This is a genomic window from Nostoc sp. TCL26-01 (assembly GCF_013393945.1).
Classification (GTDB): Bacteria; Cyanobacteriota; Cyanobacteriia; order Cyanobacteriales; family Nostocaceae; genus Trichormus.
On record NZ_CP040297.1, the window covers coordinates 3,418,979 to 3,434,626 of the forward strand.

Genomic DNA, 15,648 nt, shown 5'->3' on the forward strand with positions numbered 1-15,648 from the left:
AGAATTAATTTCAGCAACTCATCAAGTGTGCCTTATGAAAGCAAATAATTTCTCATTACCATCTGAATATACAATTCGTCCAGCATCTTCTAATGATCTCTGGTCAATTCGCTACTTAGTATTTTCTGCCATACTAGACCCCACCCAATTACATTGGCAACAATTCTGGATAATTGAATGCCAAAATAAAATAGTAGCTTGTGGACAACTACGTAACTTTTATCAAGCACAAGAACTTGGTAGTTTAGTCGTTAAACCAGCTTGGAGAGGTAGAGGTTTAGCTACTTTTTTGATACAACATCTCATCCACACCGCAACACAACCACTTTATCTCGAATGTCTCGGCGAACGTTTAGCACAGTTCTATCAACGCTTTGGCTTCGTAGCCACTAACTTTGAAGATTTGCCAAACTCACTCCAGAAGAAATTCAAATTTACTCATCTAGCTCAAAAGTTCGGCAAACTCCCCGTAGTGTTTATGCAGCATCATGATTTTAGATCCTAGTATGAGAGTGGTATGCGATCGCCACAACACCAAACCATTCACAAATTTGCGTCAACCACTAGATGTTTTTCACAAAAGCCAAATATAGCGCCTGAATCGCTTATCCTATCTAACTTTTAACCATTTATCCTCAAATCGAGGTTGACGCAATCTCTCAAATTTCCACCCAGCACACGTTTTCAGCTTTTTTCACCATCTTGCTCTTGACACCCCATTGTCTAAAAAGCTATCTTAGCTCCAGATTCACACAACCGCACCTTGAAAATCAAATACACCAATACCTTCCATACTGGGCTGTTGCAACTTAATAAAATCCCTATTAGGGATTGAAACAAGGAACTATCGCGCCTCACATTTGGCATTACCAGGTTGCAACTTAATAAAATCCCTATTAGGGATTGAAACGATTAGTATACTTGTCCCCGTGAGGGTATTTGGTTGCAACTTAATAAAATCCCTATTAGGGATTGAAACGAAAATAATGTAGAAGAAAAGATTCAATATACTCGTTGCAACTTAATAAAATCCCTATTAGGGATTGAAACGAGCAAAACATGGGGCTAGTCCACATGGTCGCTCAGTTGCAACTTAATAAAATCCCTATTAGGGATTAAAATAATAGCTTCTGGTTCAAATGCAACTTTTTTCATATTCATCTAAATCAACATAAATTAAATTTCCTGCTTTGACATTTTCTACAGCTTTGAACAGACGTTCTTTGTTAGCGGCTGATTTTAGAAGATAATTAGTCTCATCTTCATTTGAGGTTTCCACTAGTACAATGACTTCGACAACTGTTCCTTCTGGTATTTCAGTTGCCAACAGTTCAATTTTGCCATCTTTTCCCACAATTGCTTTTTGTTTAATCCCACTAATCATAGTTTTTATTCACTTCTAGGTTACTCAAATTGAAATATACAAACTATTGTGACTCTATTTGACTGATATCATACTTGGAGCGATCGCTCTCTTTCTCCTAATATATTATCTAGAGTTTCAACTGCAACTTTTTTCATAGTTACGATATGTAGGAATAGGTTGCTTAGTGACGACAGCATAAAGAACATCTGGATCTAAATCTGCGCCACTATCCCAGTGAATTGTCCCCCATTCATCATTAAGTTTAACAGTTCTAAAATATTCTAAATCTTCTAAAGGTGCAAAAATTCCCGTAAATTCAATTAACTGTTTAACATCAACAATACCTGCTTGTCCATCTTCAAACTTTAAATAGAGTTGATGGTTATCTTGAGCAATCACTTCTATAATATCTTTGAGCATAATTATAACTATAACTTTCTTTGATTCGTGCGATCGATTATCTAGTTAACATCACACAAAAAAAGGCGAACCCAAAAGTTCGCCCTAATCATGATTTTTACTCAATCAAAAAATCTAAATCTTCGCTTCTTCCTTCACCAACTTATCCCAACCCAAATCTTTCAAATTATTATTACGGCGCAATGGACGTGTCACCAATTCTAAAATGTCTCGCGCATTGGTGAAGCCGTGAATTTGAGCAAAGGTGAACTCTACAGACCACTTGGTATTAATTCCCCGTGCTTCTAAGGGGTTAGCGTGAGCCATACCAGTGATGACTAAATCTGGCTTCAAATCATAAATACGTTGCACTTGATTATAGTTATCTGGCTTTTCCACAATCTTGGGTATGGGTACACCCATTTCTAGACAAGCTTTTTCTAGCATTGCTAATTCAGCAGCTTGATAGCGCTTGTCCATGTAGGGAATACCGACTTCCTGCACAGTCATCCCGCAACGCACCAAGAACCGTGCCAAGGAGACTTCTAGCAAGTTGTCACCCATGAAGAATACAGATTTACCGCGAATTAATTGCACGTATTCTTCCAAACCTGCCCAAATTTGCGCTTCACGCTCATCTAAGCCTTGGGGAGTGATACCGAACACAGAACAAATCTTTTCAATCCAAGCGCGAGTGCCATCAGGGCCGATGGGGAAGGGTGCGCCGATGAGTTTGCATTTGCGGCGACGCATTAAGGTTGTCGCTGTGCGGCTGAGGAAGGGATTGACACCTGCGACATAATACCCTTCTTCAATTACTGGCAGTTCTGTGAAGCGCTTGGCAGGTAGCCAGCCGGAAACTTTAATACCTTGTTTTTTCAGTTCTAAGGTGAGTTGGGTGACGACGGGATCAGGAAGAGAACCGAAAAGCACCAAGGGTGGATGATCTACATACTCTGATTCTTCTTGGGCTACGTCTTCTTTCTTCTTACCAAAGTTTAGTAGCTTTTGAATGGCATTGCGATCGCTTTTCTCTGCTTCTGTTACCGGCAGTTTATCAGGACAACGGTTAGCCATTGCCGCTAACACTGTATCTTCCCCTTGAGTAAAAGCATAATCTAAACCGTTAGCACGGGCAACAACGATGGGAATACCAATTTCCCCTTCTAACTTGGGTGCTAAACCTTCCAAGTCCATTTTGATAATTTCTGTGGTGCAAGTGCCAATCCAGACAATTACACTAGGATTGCGATCGCGCTTAATTTGTAAGCACAATCGCTTTAACTCCTCATAATCGTTCAACTGTGCGGAAATGTCTCCTTCTTCTAACTCTGCCATCGCATAGCGGGGTTCGGCAAAAATCATTACCCCCATCGCATTTTGCAGGAAGTACCCACAAGTTTTAGTGCCAATTACCAAAAAGAAGCTATCTTCGATTTTTTGATATAACCAAGCCACACAACTAATCGGGCAAAATGTGTGGTAGTTACCAGTTTCACACTCAAAGTTTAAAGCTGTTGGTTCTTGAGCGATGGTCATTTTCTATTTCTCCCCTTGTTATTTAAAGGCAGGTATTGGGAGGATGGGGAATGAGTAGTGCTGAGTGCTGAGTTTTGAGTACTGAGTGAAGTTTCTAACTCGTAACTCAGGACTCATTACTCAGGACTCATTTTCATTCCCTATTCCCTCTCTTTGGCACATAGCACCAACTACCAATCCCTAGTAATTAAGCATTGGGAAAGAGGCGAGCAATTTCTGATTCATCAAAAACGCCAGCAGGCAATTCTTCCCCTAAAAAGTCGTTATTTTCGTCACCCTTTTGTAAGGATGTTTCATCACCCCAAACATCAGATAACACGTCACTAAACGCATTCTCATCTGGGGTATTCAATTCACTAAGAATTTGTTCTTCCAGTTTTTCAGCTGATGCGGTTGCATCTGCAAAGGAAGTATCACTAAAATCTTCTGTTTCAGTTGCCGATTCTGCCTGGAAACGATCTCTTATTTGAATTTCTTCGGTGACAACCAGATCAGCTAAACCATTCAAGCTTGAGTTCGATGGGTTAACAATTAAGGTTTCATGTTCAACATCTAACCCAAAGCCATTGGTATCAGAAATTGCCAAAGTTTCATCATCAATATTTTCCTCAACTCCAGTTGTCACATCGTATTGCTGTTTTTCTGGTTCGGCTGGAGGAATTGAATAATTACCAAGAGCAATATCTGGGTCAAAATTTAACTCCAGTACTTCAATTAAGGTATCGGCATCAGGATTGAGTTTAGCGAAGGGAAACATCAGCTGGGCTAATTTTGGCTCCAGCGCGTTCACTACGCCCAGGATGAGGTAGGATGATGGTCGCTTACCACCGTCGGGTGTGTAGACTGATTCTACCTCCATGTGGAGTTTAATCCAGTCCCGGTTGGCTTGGAAAAATTGCAACCACTTCTGCCTAATTGAATCTGTGAAGCTACTAAAAAAAGCCATGTTGACCCCCATCCTGAAAATTTAGATGATTTATACAATCATCAAGTCTAGTGCCTCTTCAGGATTAGGAACCTGTGGTTTACCCGGATTTAAATAAAAATCTGATAATAAAGAGAATAATTCTCTATCAGGAGCATCATTGGGTACGACACCTTCAGGACGTGCCAAAATTTGGTCAGCAATGTTGAGGTAGTAGTCACAAACGTAGTTCAATGATGGATCTGACTCTGCCATTTCAAACAAAGTTTTACCCTTGACACGAGAAACGCGGATGTCTTCAATTAATGGCAAGACTTCCAACACAGGCATTGGTACTGCTTCGACGTACTTTTCAATTAAGTCGCGTTTGGAAGTACGGTTGCCAATCAACCCAGCTAGGCGCAAGGGGTGAGTTCTGGCTTTTTCTCTGACGGAAGCGGCAATCCGATTGGCAGCAAACAAGGCATCAAAACCATTGTCAGTCACAATCATGCAGTAATCAGCATAGTTGAGGGGTGCAGCAAAACCACCACACACAACGTCACCCAGAACGTCAAACAAGATGACATCGTATTCATCAAAAGCGTTGAGTTCTTTCAGTAATTTTACTGTTTCACCCACGACATAACCACCACATCCAGCACCCGCAGGTGGACCACCAGCTTCCACACAATCTACACCACCAAAGCCTTTATAAATGACATCTTCTGGCCAGACATCTTCGTAGTGATAGTCTTTTTCTTGCAGGGTATCAATAATTGTGGGAATCAAAAATCCAGTCAAGGTGAAGGTGCTGTCATGTTTCGGATCGCACCCAATTTGCAGCACTTTCTTGCCGCGTTTGGCTAGGGCGACAGATATGTTACAGCTAGTTGTGGATTTGCCTATGCCACCTTTTCCGTAGACTGCTAATTTCACTGTTATTTGCCTCTTATCGTTTTTTATCAAACTTGTGGCTAAAACATTGGCCTTCACCTAGCCTTAGTTGGCAATGTGTGAGGTATGTGATTGTGATTATGGGGAAAATCACTCTGAAAATAAAGGGGGTGCAAAACTGAAAAATCAAGCTAAAAAGCTTTATTTGTTTTTATAATCACCATGTTTAACAATTTACAGCTAAAAAGCAAATTTTTTGATTTTAAAAATATATTTTAATAATTTAAAATACTTTTTTTATAAAAAGAGTTACAAAAGAAAAATAAATAGAATGACCATTTTTCAAAGTTTTTCAACGTTTGTTTGACGGCGATCGCCTACCATATATTCTGAGGTTAGAGGCTATCCGTTAAGACAGTGATTCCCATGAGAAAACAGGCATTAGAGCAGCAAATTATTCCTAGCCAAAGACAAAAAATCGGGGATCACAGGTAAATTATCTCCCCTTGCACCTGTCTCTAAACTTGCCTACCTGTAAGATGGGTAGATAGAAAACATAATTTTGTAAAAAATTATAAATTTTCTAAATATTCAGCTTGGTGACTGGGTGATTCCAGAGAAAGAGCTAAATCAGCCTCAGTCGCTGCAATTTCCTGTAAAGATTGCCAGCCAGCTTGCCACTGAAAACCATCTTGTAATAACTTAGCATTAATCCAAAAGCGCACTTGCGGATCACAAGCCGCAACCATCTCCGCATAAACCCACTTACCCTGATTTTTGCGATTCACCACCTGAAAGTGTCGCCAGCCGTCTATTTTTTTTGTGGCTGTCCACTTGGAACCGACGAGATAGGGAAATTTTGGTTTTTTAGTCATTGGTCAATAGTCATTGGTCAATAGTCAATAGTCATTGGTCACTACTCAGCACTCAGCACTCCCTCACTCCCTCACTTCCTAAAACTACTCATTGGCAAAAGTGAATTAATATGCTGCATCAGTTCTAATTCAATGATAGAGTGGTGGATATACTCAAAATCAAGCAAAATTAAAGTATGCTTGGCGGTTAGTAGTGAGTAGTCCAGTTGAAATAGGTATTCAGTAAGATTATGCAAGAAATAGACTGATCTTGTTAACATAATCTTCATATTAACGAGCAGGGTAATTGCCTCATTGGCCAAGGCTAACAAGCAACTATGGCGTTGAACTTACCGAAAATTCCGGATTGGGTAAAATTAGCTATTAGTTTTTTTGGATCATTACTGATTATTGCTGTTAGTGGTATTGTCGGAAACAGAGCAGATGCGGTTTTTGTTAAAGTGCTACCCGTGCTGGAAAAGCCACTTTCCCTAAAGCTGTGGGTGGTAACTTTGGTTTTATTAATAACTCTTTGCCCGCTTCTGGTTAGTCTAAGGCACTATTATGAAGCTCACCAAATTGCTATCAAGCTGAATAAGCTTGATGAATCCTTACTCAGGTTACTTCCCAAGCTTTCTGTCAATCCAGATATTAACGAGTCCCTCAAGCGGCTATTTGAGGAATTTATTAGTGGAACCCTTGATCTGCTACAACCTCTAGATGGCTGCGGTATTGCGATTTATGCTCCTGATCCCAGTGATCCTGACTTTCTGCATACTTGGTGTCAATTAGAGTCACCAAATGAGAGTAAAGAAAAAGCACGTTTTTATATTGGCAATGATCCCCATAAAAAACGAGGAGTAGCTGCACATACTTTTTTAGACAAGAATCGGCGCATTGTCCACTTGTTCAAGAAAAATGGCGCTTGGCAAGCGGATAGTGACGATTATGTTTTCTTTGCAGATAGTCGTAGCCGTCGCCGCTTATCGTATAGAACCTTGATTACTATACCTATCATTGGGGATGCTAAGGATAGTTTAGGTGTTTTATGTCTGTACAGTAATAATGTGACAGCTTTTGATTCTACAGCAGTTCAGGATTTATTAATAGCGATCGCTAATCGTTTATCTACGCCAATTCTCTTAGCACGTACATACCAAGTCCAGCCGGCGGTGATTATTTAAGACATACTACTTAATTTTCCGCCGATCTGAACGCAAGGGAGAGATTAAAAATCGCCATAACCTTGGTAGCAGATGATGCTGGCTAGCTAAACTCAAGGTTACAGAACCATAATCTGTACCATACTTACGTTCAGCTTCTTGTAGCTGAGTTCGGCTCATTTTGCCGGACATATAATCTTTGGATACTTTCAGAAGAATAGACTGGCGTTCTTCAGCTGTTAAATCACTCTGCCGTAAACTTCTCATCTTTCTACTACTGATATATACAGTATATTGTGTGTATTAATTGATTTATGCTGGTCTAACTTGACTAGACTAATGTAATAAGAGTGGAATAGTTGAATAAAATACACATTTCAAATTTTATGATATTACCACACCACCGCTATCATTATTTTCTGATTCTTACTGAATATTTTAAACTTTGTGCAGACAGTAACAAGTCTGTCAAATTTATGTTAATTTAATGTGATTTAAATCCCTAGTTTGCTCTTTTATTTAGGAACAAACTAGGGTGTGGTCTAGATAATTCCTGGGCCTCTACCGCGAGTATCGCGCTCTTGTGTTAATTCGCCTTCTTTATCTTCATTAACTTCGCCTAACTCTTGAACTCGTGCGGCTGTCTCTTCGTCTGCTTCTTCTCTAGCATCACCAGGCACTTCATAATACATTTCTGGTTCAACAGCGTAGTTATTTAATAAACCTTCTTTATCTACTGTATAACCATCTGTGGTGCGAATGCTGTCTGCGTCTGTTTGGTCATCTGTAGACGCATCTATACCTCTTTGTTCTGTAGGCAGTGTTTTGTATGAATCTCCTTCTCTAGCTTTGCGTGCGGCAGTTTCCGCAGGGACAATTTTTCTATCGTATGTATCTACTTCTACTCTTTCCGATGAATCGATCGCTTTATTAATTGGTTCATTAGTCATAAACGTTGTCCTCGTTAAAAAATCTGTTAAAACTTCGAGAACTAGATTATGCTTTTTAGAATTATCAATCAACTATCCTGAGTAGTGGTTAAATCGGTGAATATCTCTCTTTTTTTCTGTCTTTAGAGGGTGTTTGAAAAGTTTCAGTAGGTATAGAAATGTCATTCTGACTGGAGCAGAGCGTCAGGAAGAATCTAGGTTTTGTGGCATATACCGAGATGTTTCATTCCGCTACGCTGCATTCAACATGACAAAGAAACAGACTTTTCAAACGTCCTCTTAGATATATCTAGACCAATTACCGAGAATAGTTTGATATGTAGCCTATTGCCTGACTATGACAAAGTGCTTTTGAATACAGAGCAATTACCAATCGCGTTCAACCTCAATCACCTCAGTATACTCAAACTCATTTGGGCTTTGCTTGACTAAAGAATACATTTCTCCACCTAATTCAATAAAATCTTGTTCGCAATCTGGCTTAGAAGAGTAATAAGTAAGTACGTATTCTCTACCAATTCTATCGCTCATTTCTACTTCCACCTCACCCCGCCATTGAGTTTTTGTAACTAAAACTATTAACTGATTAGCTAATTGGGGTAATGTCTGAGCTATGTGACGGCGATAGGTTTCATCTAAACTACCAAATGGTGAATCCATCACAATGGGGAAAGTACTGCTATCGGGTACAGTTAAAATTTTGCGTTTTTCACTCCATTCTCGGACTTTATCAATAATACTGGCAATGAATGACAAACTCAGAATTTGATTTTCTCCGGTGGAGGCGGCAACTGGTGCTTCTATACCTGATGTGTTTTCTACTAGAGTGAGTTCGTATTTATCACTAATTTTAGGTATATATGGGGCAAAAGCAATGGTACTAAATATTTCTTGTAATCGTTTTTCTAATTGCAAGCGGAACTGTTTTTCTTGACGATTTCTCACTTCTGTTAATCTTTCAATAGCATCTTGTGTGGTATTAATTCTTCTTTGTGCTAGGATTTGCTTTTCCTCATTGAGTTTTTGTTTAGCTATCTGCTTACATAGAGTATCGATATCAGTCTTGAGATGGAGAATTTGTTGCTGATTTGCACCTTGCTCCCTATTTAATTCATCAATTTTACTTTCAATTTCATCTAGGCGTTTTTGCAAACTACTAATTTCTTCATTGGCATCTTTGCGTAAGCGTTCTTGAATACTATCTAATTCGGTTTCTATTTGTGATATGTTTTGACGTAATTGGTTAATTCTCGCTTGTTCTCTGTCTACTTCTTCCCAAAATACCATTGCTTGTTTGTCAATTTCATCTACTTGTGCGCTCATGCGAATTGCTGTTTCTTCAACAACTGAGGAACCTGCTGTATTTAACCAAAGACTGACGTTTGTATGGGCATGGCTACCCGTATTTAATTTTGCACCACAAATACAGCGTTGAGAATTTAATAATTCATGAATAAATTCCCGTGAAATTCCCGTAGTTAATTCACCTTGTTGCTTTAAGTTATGCAGAATTGTGCGAAATTGGGTTGTAGTATCTGGCAGTAATACGGTATAACCACGGGAGGAAATAATTTTTTTCAGCGCTTCTCTAGTTTGTCGTAGACTTTCTTGATTGGCAGTTTTCTGATTTTCTAGTTCTTGTCGTCTTTGTTGTAGTTCTTTAGCTGCGCTCAGTTCTTGTAAACGATTACTTGTTTCTTTTTTAAAAGTCTGTTGATATTCTAATTCTTGTTTAATTTCTGTTTGTCTAGTATTAATTCTGGAGTTCTCTTGTTCTAGTTTGTCTTGTTCTCGCAACAGCTGTTTAATTTCTGAATCTCCAATAGTTTTTAGTTCATTTTCTAGGCTTTTCTTGGCTTCTGTTAAGTGTTTAATAGAACGGTTGATGACTTCTACGCCTAAAAATATTTTGGTTGCTTCCGCAATTTCGGCTTTTTTATCAGAACGAACGATTTCTTCGATTCGCTCACCATCAAAGAAAAAGTATTGATGTAAACTGAGGGGAAGAATTTGTCCAATAATTTCTTCTGGTTGTTGGAGAGGAAAATACCATCTACCATCATCTCCGGCTACTTGCATGAGTAATTCTGTCTTACCCACAGCAAAATCGGTTTTATTTTTATAACCCCGACATTGGCGTTTTAGGTTGTAGCGTTTACCTTCGTGTTCCCAGTTGATTTCTACCCAACATTCTACAGCTTGTCCGGGTGTAGCTTCAGCGATCGCTCGTTTATTGACTATTTGTTCTGTGGAGGCAAATGCTGCACTGAATTTCTCATATAATGCCCAGGTAAAAGCATTGAGTAAACTAGTCTTCCCCGCTCCATTATTACCATGAATCACGGTAGTGTTGAGTACATCACCGCCAGCGATCGCTATCTCCGGTGTTCTACCATAAAAAGAGCGAAAATTACACAATTTAATAGCAGTCAATTTCATCGTACTGCTTCCTTCACAATCTCCAAAATATCATCATTGATGGGGCTATTACTTTTTTTATCTAGCCTGTTTTTCTCCAGATGCCATACTCGCTCAATAATTTGCCTGACTTCCAGCGGTGCGCTAGTAATTGGCTCCTGAACATCATCAATATTTTGGTCTGGTGACATCTTGCTGGTAAGGTAGCTTTTTCCTATTTTAACGGTATTTCTGACTACTATTACATCTGTAATCTTACGAATTACGAATTAATTGCATCAGGCGACGAGAAGTCGCAGCTACACAAGCAAAACCCGCCTACGCGGGTTAAAACCTTGATTTAATAGTATATCCCCAATCCCCTATCACCTGTCACCTGTCACCTGTCACCTATCCCCAATCCCCAATCCCCAATCCCCAATCCCCTCTTCTTCCTAAACATCTAACAACCCATACCGCTTTTGTAAAGCCAGTAATTTCATTCTTGCCTCCCCAGCATTATCAGCCAAATCAGCAAACTCAACAAAGCGCCGTAATTCTTTTCTTAATAGATTGCGTTCAACTTCTATTGTTTCCCGATCCAAATCTGGTGGTAACACAATCATGTCGTAAATAGTTGCTCTTTCTTTAGTTGGGTGAGGACGTAAAACTCGTCCTCTTCGCTGGATAAATTGACGCGGATTGCCAGAACTAGATAAAATTACTGCTGTCTTAATTGCGGGAATATCCACCCCTTCATCCAAACAACGAATTGCCACTAAACCTTGTAATTCGCCATTTTCAAATTGGTGACGCAAAATCTCCCTTTCTTGGAGAGAAGTTTGGGCTGTATAGGTACTAACTTTATACCCTAATTCCCCTCCCAAAATTTTGGCGACGGCTTTGAGTTGATGTAGCGATGAACGTTGCCCCATCTCCAGAGAACCATCACTACAATAAAATAGTGTGTGGCTAGTTTCACGGCGCGTGATCATTAAATCGTGTAAAGCCCGGAGTTTATTGGCAGCCGCACCAATTAATCTGGCACGTTGCATTAGTAATGGTTTTAAATCTTCGTGATCTTCAAAGTTTGTTGATTTGCCATCTTCCCGTTCTCGATATAATAGCGATCGCCCGATTTTTTTCGTCAATTTTAAATAAGCAATACTCTCTATCTCTGTCAATTCTACAAGAATTGGATAATATAAATAATGTACCAAAGCACCTTGAGCAATAGCATTTTTTAAAGTAAACTCTGGCTGTAATACAGGGCCAAAATAATCAAATAAAGATTGCGTCCCGGCATCATCAAAATATCTTTCTGGTGTAGCAGATAAAGCCAAGCGTAACCCCACGCGACGCGGTAAACTCTCTTCCAATTTGGGTGCGCCTAAATTATGCGCTTCATCACCAACAATGAAAGTTTTGGCAGGAAAATACTTGAGTTGGGATTGCAACCCATCACCAATTAATGTGGAGTTGGTAGTAATTACTGTGACAAAATTTTGAGAACCAGAACGCAAATTGTAAAGTTGGGTAGAAAGTTGACTTTGCCAAGTGCGTAAATTCTCAAAGGCTAAGATGGGCTGTAAATGAAATTTTTCACATTCTCGCGCCCATTGAGTAACCAGATGACGGTAAGGACACACCACCAATAGCACTTGTAAGTTAATCTGCTGGTATAATTCACAAGCGATCGCCAATGCAGTCCAAGTCTTACCGCTACCAGTCGCCATTTTCAGCGTTCCTCTACCATTATTCGCAAACCAGTTAGTCATTGCTTGTTGTTGATACTGGCGCAATTGCAGAGATGACGGCATTCTCGGACATCCCGGTAGCGGCTGAGTTTGATAACTCCCTCTATCTTCCCTGACAAATGGCAACTTGAGCCGGAAATCAGGGAAGTGCTGCACTGGATCTAGTTTTAGGTACATAAATTGCAGATAGGGAATTGGTTAGAAGCATTAGACATCTTGGGAAAATGAGTGTAGAGACGTTGCAGTGCAACGTCTCTACAAGGATTTCGGGCAACTCCCTACTCCCACTCCCCACTCACGCATAACCACGCCAAACACCGACAAGAGAACCCTGCACCTGTACCTGGATAGCAGAAACTTCAATGGGATTGTATTTGGGATTGGCAGGTTTGAGAGTGACGCGATCGCCACTGCGATAAAAACGTTTTAATGTAGTACCATAACCATCAACTCTGGCGGCAACAATCGTACCGTTTTTTAATTGAGCCGGTTCGGGAACTGGCAAGAGAAATACTAAATCCCCATCCGTAATTAAATCTTCAATCATGCTGTCGCCTGTTACCCGCAAAGCATAGGTTTGAGCTGGTAACGCTAAGTTAGAAAAGTCAATATGATCGACAGCATCAGTAAAAGGCTCAATTAAACCACCGGCGGCGATCGTTCCTAAAATTGGCACACCTTGTTTAATTGGGTGTAAAATCCGGATGGTTCGAGCTTTACCCTCAGTCCACTCAATGTAACCTTTTGTTCGTAAATGTTCTAAGCGACTTTGAATTGGTGCAGGTGATTTTAAATCCATCGCTTGCATCATTTGCCGAATAGAAGGAGAATGCTGATAGACGCGAATATATTCTGCCAGCCATTCATAAAGTTCTTGTTGCGCTTCTGTTAGACGTTCCATAAAATATTAGGGAGGTAAATATAAAAGTCCCTAGAACATTAGTACTACAAAAAATCTCTAATAACAAGATAAAAAATCAAAATCGCCAGGTAAAAGAGTTCAAGACATCTTTTCTTTTACCTTGCGACTTTATTATTTTTGACTTTTCATTGTGCGCCTAAGATACTAGCTAGCAGAGCTTTTTGAGCGTGCATCCGATTTTCTGCTTGTTGCCAAACTCGTGATTGCGAACCTTCGATAACTTCTTCCGTAATTTCTTCCCCACGATGGGCAGGTAAGCAGTGTAAAACAATCGCATTTACCTCAGCAAAGCTCAATAACTGCTCAGAAATTTGGTAGGCTTGGAAAATAGGAAAACGATTATCAGCTTCCGCTTCTTGACCCATACTCGCCCAAACATCAGTGTAAAGTACAGATGCCCCCTTAGCTGCTAATTCTGGGTCATGAGTTAACAGAACTTCAGTTTTACCATCAGCTATTGCTTGTGCTTGTGCCACAACTTGAGGATCTGGTTCATATCCACTAGGAGTGGCAATTCGCACATTCATCCCCGCTAAAGCACAGCCCAGCATGAGAGAATTAGCCACATTATTGCCATCACCCACATAAGTTAAAGTTAACCCGGCAAGAGTCCCAAAGCATTCTTGGACAGTTAATAAATCAGCTAATATCTGACAAGGATGTTCCAAATCAGTCAGAGCATTAATCACAGGAATCTTGGCATAATGAGCAAAAGTTTCTAACTCCTGTTGGGCAAAAGTGCGAATTGCCAAAATATCCAGATATCGATCTAATACTCGTGCTGTATCTTGTACCGGTTCCCCTCGACTAACTTGAGTAACATTCGGGTTAAGATCAATTACCTGTCCACCAAGTTGATACATCGCCACGGTAAAACTGACTCGTGTACGAGTTGAGGCTTTAGAAAATAACAAACCCAGTACTTTGTTACACTGCAACTTCAACTGTTGTGATTTCAATTGGGTAGCCAATTGCAGAAGTTCTCGAAGTTCCGTAGGAGTTAAGTCTGCCAAACTTAACAAATCTCGTCCGAACAATGCTGCCATGCTTGTGATCTATAAAGAACAACTATCAATGCACTGTTTCTTTACCCAGCTAAGTCAAAAAAAATACATTGGATTTACGCACTCAACCAATAAACCCTTCTGAGGGTGGTCAATAGTCCATAGTCCATAGTCATAAATGTTTTTTCGTCAAGTCTGGGATGTGAAAGAGTTTTTGCTATTGATATTAATCTATCAACTTTAGCAGTGATTAAAATCACAAATTTTTCTTGATTCCATCATATTGTTAGAACCGAAACAAAAATAAAACCCCACTCCTCTACACTCCACCCTGAGCAAATGTATGTTTTTGCAACTTTTCTCTAAAACCAAGGTTTTAAAGCTCAAGGGTAGACAAATAAATTTCTTATGATATAATAGAAAATCGGTGGCGTGTTAAACGTTACACTCCTATCGCCAGCATAGCACAGTGGTAGTGCATCCGACTTGTAATCGGAAGGTCGCAGGTTCAAATCCAGCTGCTGGCTTTAATTGAAAACCCCCTAAATGTGCAGGGCTGTTTCATTTCACAAGGCGGGAGAATCTTAGAAAAATCAAAGTAGCACTTCCGTCACGCAGAGAACAACAAGATAAGATTGCTTCCATTTTGGATTCTCACTATACTCGCATCCGCACAGAAGAAACTTACCTTAACAAACTTAAACTCCAAAAACAAGGAATAATGCAAGACTTATTAACTGGCAAAGTGAGAGTTAAGAGCATTAAATAATCTGAATCTAAAGTATTTACTACTCTTGATAACAAAATTCATCTATGCCTACACCGATTTATCACATCACGCACATTGATAACTTGCCATCAATTCTAAAATCAGGTGGATTGGTTGCAAATAGTAGGCTAAAAAAAACTGATTATGTTGATATTGCTCATGGACACATCCAAGATAGAAGACGCATAATCCGTGTTCCTTGTAGTGTTGGTGGATGTTTGCAAGATTATATACCTTTTTATTTTGCTCCACGTTCTCCCATGCTATATGCAATTTCTAAAGGACAGGTACAAAAGTATAAAGATGGGCAAAATAAAGTAATTTACTTAGTTTCTCAAGCAGAAATTATAGAAAGTAATAAATTAGATTTTGTGTTTACTGATGGTCATGCTGCTGTCGTGGCTTTATCAGAATTTTACGATAACCTAGATGATTTATTTAAAATTGATTGGAACATCATGAAAGCAACTTATTGGGCAAATAATGAGGAAGATAATGATAGAACACGCCGTAGGCAAGCTGAGTTCTTAGTGCATCAATTCTGTGATTGGACACTGATTCAGGAAATTGGTGTGATAGATAGAACCATAGAACAACAGGTTAGAAACATACTACAAAATTTTAGTGTCCAAACTCCTGTTAAGATTAACCCTAGTTGGTACTACTAAATAAGGATGAAGTAGTACAATACAAAGTTAAGTAGTACATTTGTACGTTATAGGCAGTG

Annotated in this window: 17 protein-coding genes, 1 tRNA gene and 1 CRISPR repeat array; of the genes, 5 read left to right on the plus strand and 13 right to left on the minus strand. The window is 39.5% G+C overall.

The features are described from left to right. Positions 1–34 precede the first annotated feature (34 nt). Positions 35–505, plus strand: coding sequence for a GNAT family N-acetyltransferase (locus tag FD725_RS14725; protein WP_179048805.1), 471 nt, complete (start codon positions 35–37; stop codon positions 503–505). Positions 506–801: 296 nt separating this feature from the next. After that, positions 802–1,124: direct repeats of the CRISPR family, unit length 37 nt; unit sequence GTTGCAACTTAATAAAATCCCTATTAGGGATTGAAAC. A gap of 11 nt (positions 1,125–1,135) precedes the next feature. Here the strand turns inward: FD725_RS14725 and FD725_RS14730 are convergent. The 6 genes from FD725_RS14730 to FD725_RS14755 all read right to left on the minus strand — a co-directional run bounded on the left by FD725_RS14730 (position 1,136) and on the right by FD725_RS14755 (position 5,980). Then, positions 1,136–1,384 carry a hypothetical protein gene (locus tag FD725_RS14730; protein ID WP_179048806.1) on the minus strand — a complete coding sequence of 83 codons (249 nt, stop codon included), beginning with the start codon at positions 1,382–1,384 and terminating at the stop codon, positions 1,136–1,138. A 117-nt stretch (positions 1,385–1,501) separates the two neighbouring features. Further along, complete coding sequence (locus FD725_RS14735) at positions 1,502–1,786, minus strand: DUF2442 domain-containing protein (protein ID WP_179048807.1); 285 nt, start codon at positions 1,784–1,786, stop codon at positions 1,502–1,504. A 114-nt stretch (positions 1,787–1,900) separates the two neighbouring features. Next, on the minus strand, positions 1,901–3,304 hold the full coding sequence (locus FD725_RS14740; protein WP_179048808.1) for a ferredoxin:protochlorophyllide reductase (ATP-dependent) subunit N: 1,404 nt from the start codon (positions 3,302–3,304) through the stop codon (positions 1,901–1,903). A 187-nt stretch (positions 3,305–3,491) separates the two neighbouring features. Beyond that, entirely contained in the window at positions 3,492–4,250 is a 759-nt protein-coding gene (locus FD725_RS14745) for a DUF5331 domain-containing protein (RefSeq protein ID WP_179048809.1), read from the minus strand. A gap of 30 nt (positions 4,251–4,280) precedes the next feature. Then, positions 4,281–5,147 (minus strand): ferredoxin:protochlorophyllide reductase (ATP-dependent) iron-sulfur ATP-binding protein, encoded by an 867-nt coding sequence (bchL, locus tag FD725_RS14750; RefSeq protein WP_218653118.1) that lies wholly within the window; start codon positions 5,145–5,147, stop codon positions 4,281–4,283. Positions 5,148–5,677: 530 nt separating this feature from the next. Then, positions 5,678–5,980 carry a TIGR02450 family Trp-rich protein gene (locus FD725_RS14755; RefSeq protein ID WP_179048810.1) on the minus strand — a complete coding sequence of 101 codons (303 nt, stop codon included), beginning with the start codon at positions 5,978–5,980 and terminating at the stop codon, positions 5,678–5,680. Positions 5,981–6,297: 317 nt separating this feature from the next. Here FD725_RS14755 and FD725_RS14760 point away from each other — a divergent pair, with 317 nt between their 5' ends. Beyond that, positions 6,298–7,143, plus strand: coding sequence for a GAF domain-containing protein (locus FD725_RS14760; protein ID WP_179048811.1), 846 nt, complete (start codon positions 6,298–6,300; stop codon positions 7,141–7,143). A gap of 6 nt (positions 7,144–7,149) precedes the next feature. On the opposite strand, the gene FD725_RS14765 is transcribed toward FD725_RS14760, so the two are convergent. From FD725_RS14765 to argF, 7 genes are all read right to left on the minus strand, one after another. Further along, positions 7,150–7,389 carry a hypothetical protein gene (locus FD725_RS14765; RefSeq protein ID WP_179048812.1) on the minus strand — a complete coding sequence of 80 codons (240 nt, stop codon included), beginning with the start codon at positions 7,387–7,389 and terminating at the stop codon, positions 7,150–7,152. A gap of 275 nt (positions 7,390–7,664) precedes the next feature. Next, a complete protein-coding gene (locus tag FD725_RS14770) occupies positions 7,665–8,072 on the minus strand; it encodes a hypothetical protein (RefSeq protein ID WP_179048813.1) in 408 nt (135 codons plus the stop codon). A 366-nt stretch (positions 8,073–8,438) separates the two neighbouring features. Then, positions 8,439–10,511 carry an AAA family ATPase gene (locus tag FD725_RS14775; protein ID WP_179048814.1) on the minus strand — a complete coding sequence of 691 codons (2,073 nt, stop codon included), beginning with the start codon at positions 10,509–10,511 and terminating at the stop codon, positions 8,439–8,441. Beyond that, positions 10,508–10,681, minus strand: a complete 174-nt coding sequence (locus tag FD725_RS14780) for a hypothetical protein (RefSeq protein WP_179048815.1) — start codon at positions 10,679–10,681, stop codon at positions 10,508–10,510. The genes FD725_RS14775 and FD725_RS14780 overlap by 4 nt, the downstream gene beginning before the upstream one ends. A gap of 243 nt (positions 10,682–10,924) precedes the next feature. Further along, positions 10,925–12,403, minus strand: a complete 1,479-nt coding sequence (locus FD725_RS14785; RefSeq protein WP_179048816.1) for a DNA phosphorothioation system restriction enzyme — start codon at positions 12,401–12,403, stop codon at positions 10,925–10,927. Between the two features lie 118 nt (positions 12,404–12,521). After that, positions 12,522–13,127 (minus strand): transcriptional repressor LexA, encoded by a 606-nt coding sequence (gene lexA, locus FD725_RS14790; RefSeq protein ID WP_179048817.1) that lies wholly within the window; start codon positions 13,125–13,127, stop codon positions 12,522–12,524. 146 nt (positions 13,128–13,273) lie between these two features. Next, complete coding sequence (gene argF / locus FD725_RS14795; protein ID WP_179048818.1) at positions 13,274–14,194, minus strand: ornithine carbamoyltransferase; 921 nt, start codon at positions 14,192–14,194, stop codon at positions 13,274–13,276. A 413-nt stretch (positions 14,195–14,607) separates the two neighbouring features. Here argF and FD725_RS14800 point away from each other — a divergent pair. The 3 genes from FD725_RS14800 to FD725_RS14810 all read left to right on the plus strand — a co-directional run bounded on the left by FD725_RS14800 (position 14,608) and on the right by FD725_RS14810 (position 15,589). Further along, positions 14,608–14,679, plus strand: a tRNA-Thr gene (locus FD725_RS14800). A gap of 29 nt (positions 14,680–14,708) precedes the next feature. Further along, entirely contained in the window at positions 14,709–14,921 is a 213-nt protein-coding gene (locus FD725_RS33130; protein WP_179051551.1) for a restriction endonuclease subunit S, read from the plus strand. A gap of 44 nt (positions 14,922–14,965) precedes the next feature. Beyond that, positions 14,966–15,589: a DUF4433 domain-containing protein gene (locus FD725_RS14810; RefSeq protein ID WP_179048819.1), complete on the plus strand. Its 624-nt coding sequence runs from the start codon at positions 14,966–14,968 to the stop codon at positions 15,587–15,589. Positions 15,590–15,648: the final 59 nt, after the last annotated feature.